The organism is Enterobacter sp. 725m/11 (assembly GCF_011683705.1).
GTDB lineage: Bacteria > Pseudomonadota > Gammaproteobacteria > Enterobacterales > Enterobacteriaceae > Enterobacter > Enterobacter bugandensis.
Genome location: NZ_JAAQOK010000015.1, coordinates 58,889 through 77,695, shown reverse-complemented (window position 1 = coordinate 77,695; position 18,807 = coordinate 58,889). Strand labels below are relative to the sequence as shown.

Sequence of the window (18,807 nt, the reverse complement as noted above, 5' to 3'; positions counted from 1 at the left end):
ACATTTTATTATTCAAATCAGCAACAAAATAATAACAGTCTGAATGCCAGACTGTTTATAAGGTAAAGGGCAGGCGGCGGCAGTGTCAATTCGCTATTCCTGATAGAAGCTAAAGAATATTCCTGGATGAAGGCTGGCTTCATCCTGAAATATTAATGGCGCGGATGTTTCAGAAATTAATTACTTATTCCTTTCTTCTTCCGCGCATTCCCTGAAACAGCTCTGCTACGTCGACAAAATAGTCGGTCAGATAGTTAATACACACCTGTACTTTGAGGGGCAGCTTGTCCTTCTCGGTATACAGAGCGTAGACCGGGCGTGGATCGGACTGATAGCGCGGGAAGAGGATCTCCAGCACGCCGCTGTTGATCTCATTGATCACCCACATCAGCGGCACGTAGGCGATCCCGGCACCGGCCACCAGCCAGCGCGAAATGGTCATCGGATCGTTGGTGACGAACCGGCCTTCCGGCAGCAGCCTGGTGGAGATCCCTTCCGGAGCAATCAGCTCAAATTCATTATCGGGGCGGACGCTGTACTCCAGCCAGGAGTGGTTAGCGAGATCGGCAGGTTTCTCCGGCACACCGTACTGCGCCAGATAGCTCTTCGAGGCACAGACCACCATCGGCATGCTCCCGAGGCGACGCGAGAACAGGCTGGAGTCCTGCAACGCGCCAACGCGGATCACCACGTCTAATCCATCGGCGATCAGGTCTGGGGCAGGGATGCCCGTCACCAGATTGACGGTAAGCCCAGGGTACTCTTTCAGCATGTCCGCCGTCATGGCAGCGAGAACATTTTGTGCCATAGTTGAAGAACACCCTATACGCAGCGTGCCGATGGGCGTGTTGTTAAAGGCATAGAGTTGTTCGTGAACATCCTGCACTTCATGCAGCATGCGGCGACAGCCCTGATAGTAAATTTTACCGGCTTCCGTCAACCCGATGCTGCGGGTGCTGCGGTTGAGCAGCTTAACCTGAAGCTCATCTTCCAGTTTGGACACCGTCTGGCTGATGGATGAGACGCTCATCTGAAGCTGGCGCGCAGCGGCGGTAAATGAGCCGAGTTCAACCACTTTGGCGAAGACGGACATGCGTTTTAAACGTTCCATTGTTCACTCTGGCTTAAAAGTGATTTAGATCACATATGATAGATAACAGCATAACAGTTACGTTAATATATTATTAATTACATAACGGCTGCGCCATTCTCGCCCTGCGTTTCTAGCTCTCCTGCGATGGCGTGCGCTAAAAAATTCTGAAGCCTGCACTCTCTCTTATCAAGGTCAACATGAGTCTGTTTCCCGTTATCGTGGTGTTCGGTCTGTCGTTCCCACCGATATTTTTCGAGCTTCTTTTATCACTGGCGATCTTCTGGCTGGTGCGCAAGGTGCTGGTCCCGACTGGGATCTACGATTTCGTCTGGCACCCTGCATTGTTCAATACCGCGCTGTATTGCTGCCTGTTTTACCTGATATCGCGCATGTTTGTCTGAGGTTGATGTGAAAACGCTAACAAGAAAAATCTCCCGCACCGCCATTACCATGGCGCTGGTTATCCTCGCGTTCATCGCTATTTTTCGCGCCTGGGTTTATTACACCGAATCACCGTGGACGCGTGACGCGCGCTTTAGCGCCGATGTGGTGGCAATTGCCCCCGACGTGGCCGGCCTTATCACGGCGGTTAACGTTCACGATAACCAGCTGGTGAAGAAAGATCAGGTCCTGTTCACCATCGACCAGCCTCGTTACCAGAAGGCGCTGGAGGAAGCAGAAGCAGACGTGGCCTATTACCAGGCGCTGGCCGCAGAGAAACGCCGTGAGGCAGGCCGTCGTAACCAGCTGGGCGTTCAGGCCATGTCCCGCGAAGAGATTGACCAGTCCAACAACGTGCTGCAAACCGTGCTGCACCAGTTAGCGAAAGCGCAGGCAACGCGCGATCTGGCGAAGCTCGACCTGGAGCGTACCGTGATCCGCGCGCCGGCCGATGGCTGGGTGACCAACCTGAACGTCTATGCCGGGGAGTTTATCACCCGTGGCTCAACCGCCGTGGCGCTGGTTAAACAGAACTCCTTCTACGTGCTCGCCTATATGGAAGAGACCAAGCTGGAGGGCGTTCGTCCGGGTTATCGCGCAGAAGTCACGCCGCTTGGCAGCAACCGCGTCTTTAAAGGTACCGTCGATAGCGTCGCCGCAGGGGTAACCAACTCCAGCAGCTCTAACGATGCCAAAGGGATGGCGACGGTAGATTCTAACCTGGAGTGGGTGCGTCTGGCGCAACGCGTGCCGGTACGTATTCATCTGGATGAGCAGCAGGGCAACCTGTGGCCAGCGGGTACCACGGCGACGGTGGTGATCACCGGAGAAAAAGATCGGGATGCCAGCCAGGACTCCCTCTTCCGTAAAATTGCCCATCGCCTGCGCGAGTTTGGTTAAACGCCATGGGTATCTTTTCCATCGCCAGTCAGCACATTCGCTTCGCCGTGAAGCTGGCGTGCGCCATCGTGCTGGCGCTGTTCGTTGGCTTCCACTTCCAGCTTGAAACCCCTCGCTGGGCGGTGCTGACCGCCGCGATTGTCGCGGCGGGCCCTGCTTTCGCCGCGGGTGGAGAACCCTACTCTGGTGCGATCCGCTATCGCGGGATGCTGCGTATCATCGGGACGTTTATCGGCTGTTTCGCGGCGCTGACCATTATTATTCTGATGATCCGCACGCCGCTGCTGATGCTAATGGTGTGCTGCATCTGGGCGGGCTTCTGCACCTGGGTCTCGTCTCTGGTAAAAGTGGAGAACTCCTACGCCTGGGGGCTGGCGGGCTATACCGCGCTGATCATTGTCATCACCATCCAAAGCGAACCGCTGCTCGCGCCGCAGTTTGCCGTGGAGCGCTGCAGCGAGATTGTGATTGGTATTGTCTGCGCGATCGTGGCTGACCTGCTTTTCTCCCCGCGCTCGATCAAGCAAGAGGTGGATCGCGAGCTGGACGCGCTGATCGTTGCCCAGTACCAGCTGATGCAGCTGTGCATTAAACACGGCGACAGCGAAGAGGTGGATAAAGCCTGGAGCGGGCTGGTTCGTCGTACGCAGGCGCTGGAAGGGATGCGCAGCAACCTCAATATGGAGTCGTCTCGCTGGGCGCGGGCGAATCGTCGCCTTAAAGCCCTGAATACCGTCTCCTTAACGCTGATTACCCAGGCGTGCGAAACCTATCTCATCCAGAACACCCGCCCGGAAGCAGTCACCGACACGTTCCGTGAGCTGTTTGCCGAGCCGGTAGAGACCGTACAGGACGTGCATAAGCAGCTTAAGCGCATGCGCCGGGTGATTGCCTGGACCGGGGAGCGCGAGACGCCGGTGACGATCTACACCTGGGTTGGGGCCGCAACGCGCTATCTGCTGCTTAAGCGCGGCGTGATCGGTAACACCAAAATCAGCGCGGCGGAAGAAGAGGTGCTCCAGGGCGAAGTGGTGATCAAGGCGGAGTCTGCCGAGCGGCATCACGCGATGGTCAACTTCTGGCGTACCACGCTTGCCTGTATGCTCGGCACGCTGTTCTGGCTGTGGACGGGCTGGACGTCTGGCAGCGGGGCGATGGTGATGATTGCCGTCGTGACCGCACTGGCGATGCGTCTGCCTAACCCGCGCATGGTCGCCATTGATTTCCTCTACGGCACCATCGCCGCGCTGCCGATAGGCGCGCTCTATTTCCTGGTCATCATCCCGTCGACGCAGCAGAGCATGCTGCTGCTCTGTATTAGCCTGGCGGTGATGGCGTTCTTTATCGGCATTGAAGTGCAAAAGCGCCGCCTGGGATCGCTGGGGGCGCTGGCGAGTACGATTAACATCATCGTGCTGGATAACCCGATGACCTTCCACTTCAGCCAGTTCCTCGACAGTGCGCTGGGTCAGCTGGTGGGCTGCTTCCTGGCGATGATGGTGATTCTGCTGGTCCGGGATAACTCGCAGGCGCGGACGGGGCGCGTATTGCTGAACCAGTTTGTATCGGCTGCCGTGTCGTCGATGACTACCAATACCGCGCGTCGTAAAGAGAACCACCTGCCCGCGCTCTACCAGCAGCTGTTTTTACTGCTGAACAAATTCCCGGGCGACATAGCGAAGTTCCGCCTGGCGTTAACCATGATCATCGCGCACCAGCGTCTGCGCAACGCGCCGGTGCCGATCAACGACGATCTCTCGGCCTTCCACCGTCAGCTACGTCGTACCGCCGACCATGTGCTTTCCGCCAGCAGTGACGACAAACGCCGTCGATACTTTACCCAACTGCTTGAAGAACTGAATATTTATCAGGAAAAGCTCAAGCACTGGCAAGCGCCGCCACAGGTGACCGAGCCGGTAGGGCGGCTGGTGTTTATGCTGCATCGCTACCAGAATGCCCTCACGGATAACTGACTGAAGTAAAAAAACCGACGCCAAAAGCGCCGGTTTTTTTGTGGCTATACTTATTCCAGCACGTACTTACATTCAGGAAGGGAGGACACATGACGACTCAGGCGCTTCAGGACAACACCCTTTTTCAGACCGGCTATCTGGTCGACGGCATCTGGAAAACGCTGGACACAACGTTTGATGTGCTGAACCCCGCGACCGGTGAGGTCATCGCTAAAGTTGCGAGAGCGGGTAAAGCGCAAACCGAAGAAGCGATCGCAGCGGCCACCAAAGCCTTCCCGGCATGGCGTGCCAAAACCGCGAAAGAGCGTTCGGCGATTCTGTACCGCTGGTACGAACTGATTATTGAAAATAAAAGCTGGCTCGGGCGGTTAATGACCACCGAGCAGGGCAAGCCCCTGAAAGAGGCGGAAGGGGAAGTGGAGTATGCCGCCAGCTTTATCCAGTGGTTTGCCGAAGAGGCCAAGCGCGCGAACGGTGAAATTATTCCGCCAATCAAGCCCGGCTCGCGCATTCTGGCGACCCGTGAACCCATCGGCGTGGTCGCGGCCATCACGCCGTGGAACTTCCCGATGGCGATGCTCACCCGCAAGCTAGGCCCGGCGCTGGCAGCCGGGTGTACCGGTGTCATCAAACCGGCCAATAACACGCCGCTCAGCGCCTTTGCGCTGCTGACGCTGGCAAAACAGGCGGGTGTGCCCGACGGTGTGCTCAACGCGGTGGCTGGAAATACCCATGAAATCAGCGATGCGATCATGGCCAGCCACGACGTGCGTAAAATCTCCTTTACCGGTTCGACCTCCGTCGGCAAAACGCTGGTGCGTAACGCCGCAGAAACCATGAAAAAAGTCTCGATGGAGCTGGGGGGAAATGCGCCGTATATCGTCTTTGAGGATGCCGACATCGAGGCTGCGGTAAAAGGCGCAATTGCCAATAAATTCCGCAATGCCGGGCAGGTCTGCGTCAGCGTGAACCGCTTCTACATTCAGGAAACCGTCTACGACAAGTTTGTGAATAAGCTCGCAGATGCGGTTAATGCCCTTAAGGTGGGGAATGGCCTTGAGGACGGCGTCGTCGTCGGACCGCTGATTGAATCCGCCGCGGTCGACAAGGTCCGTGAGCATGTTGAAGATGCTGTCACACGAGGGGCGACCGTGCTGGCAGGCGGCAAACCCCATCCGCTGGGCGGTAATTTCTGGATGCCAACCGTGCTGGGCGACTGTCACGAAGGCATGAAGCTGGCAGAAGAAGAGACGTTTGGTCCGGTTGCGGCGTGTTTCCGCTTCACCTCGGAAGATGAAGTTATCCAGCGTGCGAATAACACGCCTTACGGGCTGGCAGCTTACTTCTACACCCAAAACCTTTCCCGGGTTTTCCGCGTTTCACAGGCCATCGAGAGCGGGATGATTGGAATTAACGAGTGCGCCGTTTCCACCGAGCTGGGGCCTTTCGGCGGCGTAAAAGAGTCCGGTCTTGGACGTGAGGGATCCGTGCTGGGGCTGGAAGAGTATCTGGAAGTTAAAACCCTGCATATCGGGGGATTATAATAGACTGGGCGGCATCTGCCGCCCGCCTGGACTGGGTGGCTGGCAATGAAAACCTATACTTTTGATTTTGACGAAATCGACAGTCAGGAAGACTTTTATCGGGAATTTATCCGGGCGTTTGATCTTGAACGGGAAAGCGTGACCAATCTGGATACGCTGTGGGACGTGGTCACCGGCAGCATGCTGCCGCTACCGCTGGAGATTGAGTTTATCCATCTGCCCGATAAGCTGCGCAGACGTTTCGGCGCGCTGATATTACTCTTCGATGAAGCGGAGGAAGAGCTTGAAGGACAGCTTCGCTTTAACGCGCGGCATTAAATGAAAAAAGCCCCTGACCACGAGGCCAGGGGCAAGTCGTATGATGAGATACGACGAGGGTTTATTTATACAGTTCAGCCGTGGCGTGCCAGTGGTCACCCTGATTCAGTTCGGTGACGCGATAGCTGCTGGCGCCTGCTTTTTCAGCTTTGGCGGCAAGCTCCTGACGAATGTCCATCGGGGAGCCGGTGACTGACGTCACGGAGACGCTGCCCATTGGCTGCAGATTTTGTGCCTGATCGGCATTCACTTGCTGTACGGCTGCGCTTGCGCCGAAAGAGAGAGCGGATGCCAGACCCAGGGTTGCGATGATCAATTTGGTTTTCATAGTCTTTACTCCTGAACAGGTTTTTTGCTCAACGGCGAGAAGGGTTGAACTGCTATTTTTATGCCTGGTGCCGTTGAGTGGAGAGTTATGTCTTCAGTGATTACTTAAACTTATTTGTACAGCTCGGCGGTAGCGTGCCAGTGGTCACCGGAACGCGCTTCGATAATGCGATAGGATGACGCACCTTTTTCTTCCGCTTTTTTGTTCAGCATCTCATGCATGTCCATTGGAGACGTGCCAACAGCGCCGACAGAAACCGTACCGATTGCCTCACGGGATTGCGCCTGGTCAGCATTAATAGCGTCAGCCGCGAAAGCACCGAAGGACAGGACAGACAGGACGCTCAGCGCCGCTACAGTAGTTTTGATTTTCATGATTCTTACCTCGTCGAATTTTTTAGTGGGGTCTTGTTTCGTGACCCTCATCACAAAATCAAGTATACACTAATAACGTAAAAAATTAATACCAGACTAATGGTTTCCCTTGTTATTACGTGTTAAACACGCTTTTTTTTATAACCTAATTGCATAATGCTGGGTGTTTTATGAGCAATTTGTGTTGGTATTTATAAGAAAATCATAGGGATAATGCTTTTTGATTTTTTGTGCGATTTGCGGGATTGCTATTCACTGGATGAATGTTAATGAGTGGTAAAAAGCACTAATCGTCAAAGCAAGGGCAGTGAAATAAAGGGGGAAATGATGCGAGAGCAGAATGATCCCCGCAGCGGCGCTACGGGGGAGGGCGCATTACAGTTCCTGTTCGAACAGAACCAGAATCGCTTCGTGGAGATCCTTCACGGAGAAACCGCTAGCCGGGGTGGTAAAGATGGTGTCATCACCGGCAATGGTGCCGAGAATACCCTCTGTTTTACCTAACGAGTCCAGCATGCGGGCAATCAGCTGCGCGGCACCCGGGCTTGTGTGGATGACCACAACGGCGTCGTTATAGTCGATATCCAGAACCAAATTTTTGAGCGGGCTGGAGGTGGTCGGCACGCCAAGTTCAGCCGGCAGGCAATAGACCATCTCCATCTTGGCGTTGCGGGTACGCACCGCGCCAAACTTGGTTAACATGCGGGAGACTTTCGACTGGTTGATGTTATCGAAGCCTTGTTCCTGCAGCGCCTGAACAATTTCTCCCTGAGAACTGAATTTCTCTTCTTTAAGTAGCGCCTTAAACGCTTTTACCAATTCTTCTTGCTTAGACGAGCTTCGCATAAGTCACCCGGAATATGACGAAAGAAACAACATTATTATGCATGTGGATGAATTTTTATGCAAATTATCTGCTCAACGGCAGGCTGAAATAATGTTATGAAAGGGAGTGATTTTATCAGATTTCGTTATCAGAAAACATGCCTGGGTCACGCCGCGCAAATAAGCTTAAAAGTAAATTAAATGTTATCAAAATGATGTTGTTTTGGTGGCGTGGCAGGGTGTATTGTAACCACCTCTTAATTCGTTGCCATCTGTCGTCAGATAGCTTTCTGGTGAGAGATAAAGTCGTGTGACCTCAAATTCTTTAGCTTCGAAAATTGTAATTAAAGACATGCTGATTTAAGGTCGCGGCAACGGATTTACAGATACTTAAGTTAACCATAATAAGGAGTTTAGGATGAAAGTCGCAGTCCTCGGCGCTGCTGGTGGTATCGGCCAGGCGCTTGCCCTACTACTGAAAACCCAACTGCCTTCAGGCTCAGAACTCTCCCTGTACGATATTGCTCCGGTAACCCCAGGCGTGGCGGTTGACCTGAGCCACATCCCGACCGCTGTAAAAATCAAAGGCTTCTCCGGTGAAGATGCGCGTCCTGCGCTGCAGGGTGCTGACGTGGTCCTGATTTCTGCAGGCGTGGCGCGTAAGCCAGGCATGGATCGTTCAGACCTGTTCAACGTCAACGCGGGCATCGTGAAAAACCTGGTGCAGCAGATCGCTGAAGTGTGCCCGAAAGCATGCATCGGTATCATCACTAACCCGGTGAACACCACCGTTGCTATCGCAGCCGAAGTGCTGAAGAAAGCGGGTGTGTACGACAAAAACAAACTGTTCGGCGTGACCACGCTGGATATCATCCGCTCCAACACCTTCGTTGCTGAGCTGAAAGGCAAACAGCCAACAGAAGTGGAAGTGCCGGTTATCGGCGGCCACTCTGGCGTGACTATTCTGCCTCTGCTGTCGCAGATCCCGGGCGTGAGCTTCACCGAGCAGGAAGTGGCTGACCTGACCAAACGAATCCAGAACGCGGGCACCGAAGTGGTGGAAGCGAAGGCGGGTGGCGGTTCTGCAACCCTGTCTATGGGCCAGGCGGCTGCACGTTTCGGTCTGTCACTGGTTCGCGCCCTGCAGGGCGAGAAAGGCGTTGTTGAATGTGCTTACGTTGAAGGCGACGGCGAACATGCCCGCTTCTTCTCTCAGCCGCTGCTGCTGGGCAAAAACGGTATTGAAGAGCGTAAGCCTATCGGTACGCTGAGCGCGTTTGAGCAAAACGCGATGGAAGGCATGCTGGACACGCTGAAGAAAGATATCACTCTGGGTGAAGAGTTCGTTAACAAGTAAAACGAAGTGTCCCCCTAGGCCGGGTAAGCGTTAGCGCCACCCGGCAAAAAAACCGAAGCCAGTAAGTGCTTCGGTTTTTTTATGGGGCTAATTTGTTGCCGGGTATTCCTGAATCGTCACGTGCAGCGTCATTTTCTTATCGTTGCGCATGATTTCCACAGGGATGATCGAGCCAGGGCGAATTTCGGCCACCTGGTCCATCGTCTCCAGGGCCGAGACTGCCGGCGTGCCGTTGACCGACACGATGACATCATTAACCTGAATCCCCGCGTTAGCCGCCGGGCCACCCGGTGCCACCTCGTTGACGACGATGCCCTGAATCTGATCGATACCGCCGCCCTGAGTATGCATTGGCGCAATTTCGCGCCCGCCGATACCGATATAGCCGCGGATCACGCGTCCGTCGCGGATCAGCTTATCCATAATCTTGGTCGCCAGCTGGAACGGAATAGCAAAGCCGATCCCTTCCGGCGTCTCGCCGTCGTTGCTTTTATCGAACGAGAGGGTGTTGATGCCCATCAGTTCGCCCAGCGAGTTGACCAGCGCGCCGCCGGAGTTGCCGTGGTTGATTGACGCATCCGTCTGCAGGAAGTTCTGCCGTCCTGACGGGTTGAGGCCGATTCGACCGGTCGCGCTGATAATTCCCTGCGTGATGGTCTGGCCCAGGTTGTACGGGTTACCGATCGCCAGCACTACATCGCCGATGTGCGGCGTACGTTTACGGTTGATCGGAATGACCGGCAATCCGCCCGTGGCGTTAATCTTCAGCACGGCCAGATCGGTCAGGCTGTCTGAACCCACAAGCAACGCCTCAAACACGCGGCCATCCTGCAGGGCGACGATGATCTGGTCGGCATCGTTGATCACGTGTTTGTTCGTAATAATGTAGCCGCGCTCGTCCATAATCACCCCGGAGCCAAGGGTGCGGATCTCAAGCTGGTTATGTGCTGAGCTGTTAAGGCCGCGGTTATAAACGTTAACCACGGCAGGGGCGGCACGGCGAACGGCCTGGTTATAGGTCGCCGGCGTTTCATCCGTGCTGTCGAACTGGGGGGCAGACAGCTTATTAAACTGACGCAAAGACGGCATCGCCAGCAGCAGCAGGCCAGCGACAATCAAACCGATGACAATGGAACGTAAGAGCTTTAAAAGCATGATGCGCGTGTCGTGAAAAAAGGAACGATTTGCAGCATAACATGAGTTATCCGGACATCACACGCAGCGGTGATGTCCGGGATCGCAAATGCTTAGCGCAACAGAATGTAGATAGACTCATTGCCACGCATGACCTGCAGGGCAATGACCGCCGGTTTGCTCTCCAGCACCTTGCGCAGTTCGGCAATGGACTGCACGCGATTGCGGTTCACGCCAATGATGACATCTTCCTGATGCAATCCGGCCTGCGCGGCAGGGCTGCTCTTCTCGACGGTGTCCAGGCGAATGCCTTTCGTACCGTCTTTCAACTGCCCATCGCTTAACGTTGCTCCCTGCAGCGCCGGGGCAATAAGCTCCGCGCTGGCAGAGGACGAGGTGCTTTTATCCAGCGTCACTTCGACGTTCAGCGGCTTACCGTCACGGATCAGGCCCAGCTTCACTTTGGCCCCCGGTTCGGTGGTGGCAATACGCGAACGCAGTTCAGCAAAGCTGCTCAGCGGCTTGTCGTTAAGGCTGACGATCACATCGCCCGATTTGATGCCTGCTTTTGCCGAGCCGGAGTTTGGCAGCACTTCACTGACAAACGCACCGCGCTGCACGTTGATATTGAACGCTTTCGCGATATCCGCGCTCATCTCCATGCCTTTAATACCCAGCAGTCCACGTTTGACTTCGCCGAACTGGATTAGCTGCTGCGCCAGCGTTTTAGCCATATTGCTTGGGATCGCAAAGCCAATCCCAATGCTGCCGCCGCCCGGAGCCAGAATTGCCGTGTTAATGCCAATCAGCTCGCCGTTAAGGTTGAGTAATGCCCCGCCGGAGTTGCCCCGGTTGATTGAGGCATCGGTCTGGATGAAGTTTTCCAGACCTTCCAGATTCAGGCCACTGCGTCCCAGCGCAGAGATTATGCCGGAGGTGGCGGTTTGACCTAAACCAAAGGGGTTGCCCACGGCGACGGCAAAATCACCGACGCGCAGCTTGTCGGAATCCGCAATGGCAATCTGGGTCAGGTTGCTCGGGTTCTGCACCTGCAATAGCGCGATGTCGCTCTGATCATCGCCGCCAATCAGTTTGGCATCAAATTCACGACCATCGTTCAGCTGGACGCTGATTTTATCGGCCTGGCTGATGACATGATTGTTGGTCAGAATATAGCCTTTAGCCGCATCAATGATGACGCCAGAGCCCAGGCCTTCAAAAGGTTGAGCCTGCTGGTTGGGGGACTCATCGCCAAAATATTTTTTCAGTTCTTCCGGTACGCGCTGGCTTTGAACCGCCGTGCCTTCTACCTGAACGCTCACGACCGCGGGCAACACTTTTTCCAGCATTGGCGCGAGGCTGGGAGTGGCTGCCTGTCCCGGCACCTGCGAAGGCAGCGCCGCACCGGCAGGGAAGGACGCCGAGAGAGATAACCCGACACTTAACGCTATAGCGCTCAACAGCTGGTTTTTTTTCTTCATTGATGCTGACTCTCGTATCCTGGAATGAAAGAAGAACGGCCCAAAATCATGATGATGTTATTGAATTTTATACCGCTGAACAATGAGGTGTTTGACTAAATAATAGCTGGGGACGGGAAGAAAGGACGGGCGCAAGAGATGCGCCCGTAAAATATATTTATGTTGTGCGATTAATCGCGTTTTGCGCCACCGCGCAGCAGGCCGGACGCGCCGTCAGAGTAGTCGCGTGGCATCTGAACCGGAGCCTGATCGTTACCCGCTTCTGAGTCGGCCAGACGGTTGCGGAACGGGTTAGTCTCCGCGGTCATTTCCGGCAGCAGGCTGCTGGAGCTTTTCGCCATATGCTGATACAGCTGACGGTAGTCGGTCGCCATGTTGTCCAGCAGCTCGGCGCTACGGGCAAAGTGGCTGACCAGCTCTTCGCGATACTCTTCCAGCTCTGCTTTATTCTTTTCCAGTTCGTACTGCAGTGACTGCTGCTGACGCAATTTGCGGTTGCCGAAACGCATGGCCACAGCACCGATCACGATGCCGACGACTAAACCGATTAGCGCATATTCCCAGGTCATGAACTTCTCCCGTTGTCTTGTTGTTCCGTAGGGTGTTGGCTCGGCTCCTGCCTGTGCCTGATAATGCCACTATAACCGCTATTTCCGCAGAAGTGGAATCCTGACGTATCATCGCGTAGTGTAGAACGGCCTTTTTTTCATCAGTCACGCCTGCTGATGAGCATTAATTGAAGGAATAACAATAAGATTATGCAAATCCTGTCCCCTGCATCGCGATATCAACTGGCCCTGAATGAGGGTACTCATCAGCCTGATGACGTTCAACGTGAGGCGGTAAACCGTCTGGAGATGATTTATCAGGCGCTCACGGCAAAACCTGCTGAAGTAGAACAGAGTGGTGGGCTCAAAGCGGCGTTTGGCCGACTGCTCGGCAAAAAAGCGCCGCAGGCTCAGGCTCCGGTGCGCGGTTTATATATGTGGGGCGGCGTCGGTCGCGGAAAAACCTGGCTGATGGATCTGTTTTATCTCAGCCTGCCGGGGGAGCGTAAACAGCGCCTCCACTTCCATCGCTTTATGCTGCGGGTGCATGAAGAGCTGACAGCGCTGCAGGGCAAAAGCGATCCGCTGGAGATTGTGGCTGACAGGTTCAAGGCGGAAACGGACGTGCTCTGCTTCGATGAGTTTTTTGTTTCTGACATTACCGACGCCATGCTGTTAGGCGGGCTGATGAAAGCGCTGTTTGCCCGCGGGATCACGCTCGTTGCCACGTCGAATATCCCGCCGGATGAACTCTATCGCAACGGCCTGCAGCGGGCGCGTTTCCTGCCGGCTATTGATGCTATCAAACAGCATTGCGACATCATGAATGTCGATGCCGGTGTCGATTATCGTCTGCGCACGTTAACGCAGGCGCACCTGTGGCTTTCGCCGTTAAACGCCGATACCGCTCGCGAGATGGATAAACTCTGGCTGGCGCTGGCGGGCGCAAAACGCGAAAACGCACCGACGCTGGAGATTAACCATCGCCCGTTACCTACCCTTGGCGTAGAAAACCAGACGCTGGCAGTCTCTTTTGCGACGCTCTGCGTGGATGCCCGTAGCCAGCATGACTATATTGCGCTTTCGCGCCTGTTCCACACCGTGATGATGCTGGATGTGCCGGTGATGACGCGGCTGATGGAGAGCGAAGCGCGGCGCTTCATTGCGCTGGTGGACGAGTTTTACGAGCGCCACGTCAAGCTTGTCGTCAGCGCCGAGGTGCCTTTATATGAGATCTACCAGGGCGAGCGGCTGAAGTTTGAGTTCCAGCGCTGCCTCTCGCGCCTGCAAGAGATGCAGAGCGAAGAGTATCTCAAGCGTGAGCATAAGCCCTAATCAATGCGCCCCTCTCCCGCGAGGAGAGGGGCTGAGGGTGAGGGCACCAGACCGCACAAACGCGCCTCCCGAAAAACCCATTCCAAATCACATTTAAGGGTCGATCTTTGACCTCAACTTCTCTATAATCTTGCGACCCCACGTTACGAGAAGGTTTTTTTCCCGAAACTTTCTATGTGTCGGCATGTGCTATTCGAAGGGGTAGGTTTGCCGGACTTTGTCGTGTGAACCTCAACTGACTAAACGTTTGGGTGTTCACCAACGTGTAACTTATTATTTGGGTAAGCTTTTAATGAAAACTTTTACAGCTAAACCAGAAACCGTACAGCGCGACTGGTATGTTGTTGACGCGACCGGTAAAACTCTGGGCCGTCTGGCTACTGAACTGGCTCGTCGCCTGCGCGGTAAGCATAAAGCGGAATACACTCCGCACGTTGATACCGGTGATTACATCATCGTTCTGAACGCTGACAAAGTTGCTGTTACCGGCAACAAGCGTACTGACAAAGTGTACTACCATCACACCGGCCACATCGGTGGTATCAAAGAAGCGACCTTTGAAGAGATGATTGCCCGCCGTCCTGAGCGTGTGATTGAAATCGCGGTTAAAGGCATGCTGCCAAAAGGCCCGCTGGGTCGTGCTATGTTCCGTAAACTGAAAGTTTACGCAGGCAACGAGCACAACCACGCGGCACAGCAACCGCAAGTTCTTGACATCTAATCGGGATTATAGGCAATGGCTGAAAATCAATACTACGGCACTGGTCGCCGCAAAAGTTCCGCAGCTCGCGTTTTCATCAAACCGGGCAGTGGTAAAATCGTAATCAACCAGCGTTCTCTGGAACAATACTTCGGTCGCGAAACTGCCCGCATGGTAGTTCGCCAGCCGCTGGAACTGGTTGATATGGTAGAAAAACTGGATCTGTACATCACCGTTAAAGGTGGTGGTATCTCCGGTCAGGCAGGTGCGATCCGTCACGGTATCACCCGCGCTCTGATGGAGTACGACGAATCCCTGCGTTCTGAACTGCGTAAAGCTGGCTTCGTTACTCGTGACGCTCGTCAGGTTGAACGTAAGAAAGTGGGTCTGCGTAAAGCACGTCGTCGTCCACAGTTCTCCAAACGTTAATCCATTCTGCTTACGCAGAACGATTGGCGAAAAACCCGCTTCGGCGGGTTTTTTTATGGATAATGCGCAGGTTATCCACAGTAACATTTCATATATCTTCTCTTTTTCCACATTTCCGGCATCCCCTCACCACAAAGCCATCAAAATCTGGTAAACTATCATCCAATTTTCTGCCCAAATATCGGTGAATACTCGATTTTTGTTCGATTCTTGAACAATGTGTCTTCTCTGGGATGGGCGATACTTCATCTGGCTGGCCCCGTTGGGCTGGTAGCAGTAAAAATTCTGAATATACCTGGAGGTTTTCATGGCTGTCGCTGCCAACAAACGTTCGGTAATGACGCTGTTTTCTGGTCCTACTGACATTTATAGCCATCAGGTTCGTATCGTGCTGGCCGAGAAGGGTGTCAGTTTTGAGATCGAGCATGTGGAAAAGGATAACCCGCCTCAGGATCTGATCGATCTCAACCCGAGCCAAAGCGTACCGACGCTGGTGGATCGCGAGCTGACCCTGTGGGAATCCCGTATCATTATGGAATATCTGGATGAGCGTTTCCCGCATCCGCCGCTGATGCCTGTTTACCCTGTTGCACGTGGTGAAAGCCGCCTGTACATGCAGCGTATCGAAAAAGACTGGTATTCGCTGATGAACGTCATTACCAGCGGTTCCGCTTCTGAAGCCGACGCTGCGCGTAAGCAACTGCGTGAAGAGCTGCTGGCAATTGCCCCTGTGTTTGGTCAGAAACCGTTCTTCCTGAGCGACGAGTTCAGCCTGGTGGATTGCTATCTGGCCCCGCTGCTGTGGCGTCTGCCAATTCTGGGCGTTGAGTTCAGCGGCCCTGGCGCAAAAGAGCTGAAAGGCTATATGACTCGCGTATTTGAGCGCGACTCTTTCCTGGCATCTTTAACTGAACCGGAACGTGAAATGCGTCTCGGCCGAGGCTAATGACTGTGGAAATGTCACAACTTACCCCACGCCGTCCGTATCTGCTGCGCGCCTTCTATGAATGGCTGCTGGATAACCAGCTCACGCCGCACCTGGTTGTGGATGTGACGTTGCCGGGCGTGCAGGTTCCAATGGAATACGCACGCGACGGACAGATTGTACTGAATATTGCGCCACGTGCAGTGGGTAACCTGGAGCTGGCAAACGACGAAGTGCGCTTTAATGCGCGTTTCGGCGGCGTGCCGCGTCAGGTTTCCGTTCCGCTGGCTGCGGTTCTGGCTATCTACGCCCGTGAAAACGGTGCAGGCACCATGTTCGAGCCGGAAGCGGCGTATGATGAAGAGGTTGCCAGCCTGAATGACGATGAGGCATCCGATGAACGCGAAAGCGACCCGGTAATGTCTGTGATTGATGGCGACAAGCCCGATCGTCAGGACGACGACGAGGGTCCCGATGATGAACCGCCACCGCGCGGTGGTCGTCCCGCACTGCGCGTTGTGAAATAAACAAACAGGCCCGACGGGCCTGTTTTGCTTTCTGCTTATAGCGGTTAGCTGTTACGTTCCCGCCACTCTTTTATCATTTCAGCGGTGACTTCATTCTGGTAACAAATTGGGGAATAGCCACCAGCCTTACTCCATGCACTGCGACGCCCGCATGAACTGCCATTTCGGGCCTGATTAAAAGGGCAAGCACATACGCCGGGATAATCAGCGATAGACTCCGCAATAATTTCGTTTTTAACCTGAGTATCGGAGAGCGCGTTGGCTTTGGCGACAGCATTACCGACGCTGAAAAACAAAATGGCAAAGAGTAGCCCGGTGACGATTTTATCGAATTTCATATCTTCATTTCCGTATGTAGTAGCAATATATCAGCGGCAAAGAGGTGCCGGCCCAGGATCAGACAAGTTATTTAGATGACACTAGTTGTCGTTTCATATTTGAGAATGCAATGATATTAGCTGTGAATGTTAATTCAGATATCTATGCTGTTAGTGAATGTTATTATCGAAATGTCCGGACATAAATGTCACATTTTCGATTGTGTTTGCCCCTAAGAATCACTCCGGTTAAAGACATAATAAAAAGCCCCGAAGGGCTTTTAAATAGCGCATATTTAGGCTTTAATCCCTTGGTGTATTACAAGGAACATCTAATTGCCCTAGGGGTATACACGGAACAAAGGCGGTTGATCTAAGTCCTTAAGATGGCGCTCGCGGGCGACATGAACCGCATAACCCTGTTCCAAAGCCCAATCAGCAGCCTTTTCCTGCGTTTTCTCTGTATGTATCTCTTTGCCGTCAACAATCACCACATGATGGATAACGTCTTCATCCTCACTCGTTGATTTAGGGCGATATTCTACATAGGCATGTTTTTTGACCATTATTTCAAATCCCTTTTGTTTACGGCGCAGATATTACGCCGCTCTTCTATTACTGCGTTATATGAACTTCTGCTTCAACACTTAACCATTTATTTGTTGTGGATATACGATTGCGTTCACGATTTAAAGAGAGTTACGGACCGTTGATAAAGGTTCATCATGTCATGGTTCGTAATAAATCTCAGGCAGAAGGAATAAGCCTGGAATTGAAGGGGGGAAAGAAGGGGGGGGCGAACATGCGGTGATGATAAACCGCATGTTCAACCGGTATTACACTTCCAGGAAGTTCAGGATCCCGTCAGCCGCCTTGCGGCCCTCGGCAATTGCCGTCACCACCAGGTCTGAACCGCGAACGATATCGCCACCGGCGAAGATTTTCGGGTTGCTGGTCTGGAAGGCGTTGTCGCTGCCTTCCGGCGCAATCACGCGGCCCTGTGAGTCCAGCTCTACGCTGTGCTTCGCCAGCCACTCCATGCTGTGAGGGCGGAAACCAAACGCCATCACCACGGCGTCGGCCGGGATCACGTGCTCAGAGCCAGCCACGATCTCCGCGCGACGACGGCCTTTCGCATCCGGCGCACCCATCTCGGTGCGCGCCATCTTCACGCCGCTCACCTTTCCGTTGGCGTTCACTTCAATGCCCAGAGGCTGGATGTTGAACTGGAACTCCACGCCCTCTTCACGCGCGTTTTTCACTTCGCGCTTAGAGCCCGGCATGTTCTCTTCGTCACGACGGTAAGCACAGATGACGTGCGCCGCGTTCTGACGAATGGACGTACGCACGCAGTCCATCGCGGTATCACCGCCGCCCAGCACGACAACGCGTTTACCTTCCATGCTGACAAACGGCTCGTCGGCAGTTTCGCCGTAGCCCATCAGCTGTTTGGTGTTAGCAATCAGGAACGGCAGCGCGTCGTACACGCCTGGCGCATCTTCGTTCTCCAGACCACCGCGCATGGACTGATAGGTACCCACGCCCAGGAACACGGCGTCGTAATCCTTCAGCAGATCGTCGAGCTGCACGTCGCGGCCCACTTCGGTGTTGAGTTTGAACTCAATGCCCATGCCGGTGAAGATTTCACGGCGGCGGGTCATCACCTCTTTTTCCAGTTTGAAGGCCGGGATGCCGAAGGTCAGCAGACCGCCGATTTCCGGATGACGGTCAAAAACCACCGCCTTCACGCCGTTGCGTGTCAGCACGTCCGCACAGGCCAGGCCTGCCGGACCCGCGCCGACGATCGCCACGCGCTTGTCGGTTTGACGCACGCCGGTCATATCCGGACGCCAGCCCATCTCGAACGCTTTATCGTTGATATAGCGTTCGATGTTGCCGATGGTCACCGCACCAAACTCGTCGTTCAGCGTACAGGAGCCTTCGCACAGGCGATCCTGAGGACACACGCGGCCGCACACTTCCGGCAGTGTATTGGTCTGGTGAGACAGCTCGGCGGCTTCAAAAATACGCCCTTCGTTGGCCAGCTTCAGCCAGTTCGGAATGTAGTTATGGACCGGACATTTCCATTCGCAGTAAGGGTTACCGCAGGACAGGCAGCGGTCTGCCTGTGCTTTGGCCTGGCCTTCTGAAAACGGCTCATAGATTTCAACAAATTCAATTTTACGGATCTTCAGCGGTTTCTTTGGCGGATCAACACGCTGCAGGTCGATAAACTGGTAAACGTTCTGGCTCATCTG

The 18,807-nt window shown here is 54.2% G+C and carries 21 protein-coding genes; 11 read left to right on the top strand and 10 right to left on the bottom strand.

Annotated elements, in window-relative coordinates; genetic code table 11:
- Positions 1-184: 184 nt before the first annotated feature.
- Positions 185-1,111, bottom strand: coding sequence for an HTH-type transcriptional activator AaeR (aaeR, locus tag HBA26_RS08875; RefSeq protein ID WP_028014600.1), 927 nt, complete (start codon positions 1,109-1,111; stop codon positions 185-187).
- 179 nt (positions 1,112-1,290) lie between these two features.
- On the opposite strand from aaeR, the gene aaeX reads away from it, so the two are divergent.
- The 5 genes from aaeX to HBA26_RS08850 all read left to right on the top strand — a co-directional run bounded on the left by aaeX (position 1,291) and on the right by HBA26_RS08850 (position 6,269).
- Positions 1,291-1,494, top strand: coding sequence for a p-hydroxybenzoic acid efflux pump operon protein AaeX (gene aaeX / locus HBA26_RS08870; protein WP_003860416.1), 204 nt, complete (start codon positions 1,291-1,293; stop codon positions 1,492-1,494).
- A gap of 7 nt (positions 1,495-1,501) precedes the next feature.
- The gene (gene aaeA, locus HBA26_RS08865; RefSeq protein WP_028014599.1) at positions 1,502-2,434 is read left to right on the top strand and encodes a p-hydroxybenzoic acid efflux pump subunit AaeA; all 933 of its coding nucleotides are present in this window, start codon (positions 1,502-1,504) and stop codon (positions 2,432-2,434) included.
- A gap of 5 nt (positions 2,435-2,439) precedes the next feature.
- The gene (gene aaeB / locus HBA26_RS08860; RefSeq protein WP_126345795.1) at positions 2,440-4,407 is read left to right on the top strand and encodes a p-hydroxybenzoic acid efflux pump subunit AaeB; all 1,968 of its coding nucleotides are present in this window, start codon (positions 2,440-2,442) and stop codon (positions 4,405-4,407) included.
- Between the two features lie 89 nt (positions 4,408-4,496).
- Positions 4,497-5,951 (top strand): NAD-dependent succinate-semialdehyde dehydrogenase, encoded by a 1,455-nt coding sequence (locus tag HBA26_RS08855; protein ID WP_126345796.1) that lies wholly within the window; start codon positions 4,497-4,499, stop codon positions 5,949-5,951.
- Positions 5,952-5,996: 45 nt separating this feature from the next.
- On the top strand, positions 5,997-6,269 hold the full coding sequence (locus tag HBA26_RS08850) for a barstar family protein (protein ID WP_028014596.1): 273 nt from the start codon (positions 5,997-5,999) through the stop codon (positions 6,267-6,269).
- Positions 6,270-6,330: 61 nt separating this feature from the next.
- Here HBA26_RS08850 and yhcN (HBA26_RS08845) read toward each other — a convergent pair whose 3' ends face one another.
- From yhcN (HBA26_RS08845) to argR, 3 genes are all read right to left on the bottom strand, one after another.
- Complete coding sequence (gene yhcN, locus HBA26_RS08845; protein WP_028014595.1) at positions 6,331-6,597, bottom strand: peroxide/acid stress response protein YhcN; 267 nt, start codon at positions 6,595-6,597, stop codon at positions 6,331-6,333.
- 110 nt (positions 6,598-6,707) lie between these two features.
- Positions 6,708-6,971 carry a peroxide/acid stress response protein YhcN gene (gene yhcN, locus HBA26_RS08840; RefSeq protein ID WP_014885423.1) on the bottom strand — a complete coding sequence of 88 codons (264 nt, stop codon included), beginning with the start codon at positions 6,969-6,971 and terminating at the stop codon, positions 6,708-6,710.
- 375 nt (positions 6,972-7,346) lie between these two features.
- Positions 7,347-7,817 carry a transcriptional regulator ArgR gene (argR, locus tag HBA26_RS08835; protein ID WP_008502836.1) on the bottom strand — a complete coding sequence of 157 codons (471 nt, stop codon included), beginning with the start codon at positions 7,815-7,817 and terminating at the stop codon, positions 7,347-7,349.
- A 397-nt stretch (positions 7,818-8,214) separates the two neighbouring features.
- On the opposite strand from argR, the gene mdh reads away from it, so the two are divergent.
- On the top strand, positions 8,215-9,153 hold the full coding sequence (gene mdh / locus HBA26_RS08830) for a malate dehydrogenase (RefSeq protein WP_028014594.1): 939 nt from the start codon (positions 8,215-8,217) through the stop codon (positions 9,151-9,153).
- Between the two features lie 87 nt (positions 9,154-9,240).
- Here the strand turns inward: mdh and degS are convergent, their stop codons facing one another.
- From degS to zapG, 3 genes are all read right to left on the bottom strand, one after another.
- On the bottom strand, positions 9,241-10,308 hold the full coding sequence (degS, locus tag HBA26_RS08825) for an outer membrane-stress sensor serine endopeptidase DegS (protein WP_028014593.1): 1,068 nt from the start codon (positions 10,306-10,308) through the stop codon (positions 9,241-9,243).
- A gap of 92 nt (positions 10,309-10,400) precedes the next feature.
- On the bottom strand, positions 10,401-11,768 hold the full coding sequence (gene degQ / locus HBA26_RS08820) for a serine endoprotease DegQ (protein WP_048960843.1): 1,368 nt from the start codon (positions 11,766-11,768) through the stop codon (positions 10,401-10,403).
- 170 nt (positions 11,769-11,938) lie between these two features.
- Positions 11,939-12,337, bottom strand: a complete 399-nt coding sequence (gene zapG, locus HBA26_RS08815) for a Z-ring associated protein ZapG (RefSeq protein WP_010436126.1) — start codon at positions 12,335-12,337, stop codon at positions 11,939-11,941.
- A 189-nt stretch (positions 12,338-12,526) separates the two neighbouring features.
- On the opposite strand from zapG, the gene zapE reads away from it, so the two are divergent.
- The 5 genes from zapE (at position 12,527) to sspB (ending at position 16,232) form a co-directional block, all read left to right on the top strand.
- The gene (zapE, locus tag HBA26_RS08810) at positions 12,527-13,651 is read left to right on the top strand and encodes a cell division protein ZapE (protein ID WP_126345797.1); all 1,125 of its coding nucleotides are present in this window, start codon (positions 12,527-12,529) and stop codon (positions 13,649-13,651) included.
- Between the two features lie 292 nt (positions 13,652-13,943).
- Positions 13,944-14,372 carry a 50S ribosomal protein L13 gene (rplM, locus tag HBA26_RS08805; protein ID WP_006178824.1) on the top strand — a complete coding sequence of 143 codons (429 nt, stop codon included), beginning with the start codon at positions 13,944-13,946 and terminating at the stop codon, positions 14,370-14,372.
- A 15-nt stretch (positions 14,373-14,387) separates the two neighbouring features.
- A complete protein-coding gene (rpsI, locus tag HBA26_RS08800) occupies positions 14,388-14,780 on the top strand; it encodes a 30S ribosomal protein S9 (RefSeq protein ID WP_003860436.1) in 393 nt (130 codons plus the stop codon).
- 307 nt (positions 14,781-15,087) lie between these two features.
- Complete coding sequence (sspA, locus tag HBA26_RS08795; RefSeq protein ID WP_028014589.1) at positions 15,088-15,726, top strand: stringent starvation protein SspA; 639 nt, start codon at positions 15,088-15,090, stop codon at positions 15,724-15,726.
- Positions 15,727-15,731: 5 nt separating this feature from the next.
- On the top strand, positions 15,732-16,232 hold the full coding sequence (gene sspB / locus HBA26_RS08790) for a ClpXP protease specificity-enhancing factor (protein WP_028014588.1): 501 nt from the start codon (positions 15,732-15,734) through the stop codon (positions 16,230-16,232).
- Between the two features lie 44 nt (positions 16,233-16,276).
- Here sspB and HBA26_RS08785 read toward each other — a convergent pair whose 3' ends face one another.
- From HBA26_RS08785 to gltD, 3 genes are all read right to left on the bottom strand, one after another.
- Positions 16,277-16,570: a hypothetical protein gene (locus tag HBA26_RS08785; protein ID WP_063438551.1), complete on the bottom strand. Its 294-nt coding sequence runs from the start codon at positions 16,568-16,570 to the stop codon at positions 16,277-16,279.
- A 320-nt stretch (positions 16,571-16,890) separates the two neighbouring features.
- Complete coding sequence (locus HBA26_RS08780; RefSeq protein WP_032644922.1) at positions 16,891-17,115, bottom strand: hypothetical protein; 225 nt, start codon at positions 17,113-17,115, stop codon at positions 16,891-16,893.
- Positions 17,116-17,385: 270 nt separating this feature from the next.
- The gene (gene gltD, locus HBA26_RS08775; RefSeq protein WP_063155272.1) at positions 17,386-18,804 is read right to left on the bottom strand and encodes a glutamate synthase subunit GltD; all 1,419 of its coding nucleotides are present in this window, start codon (positions 18,802-18,804) and stop codon (positions 17,386-17,388) included.
- Between the last annotated feature and the right edge of the window lie 3 nt (positions 18,805-18,807).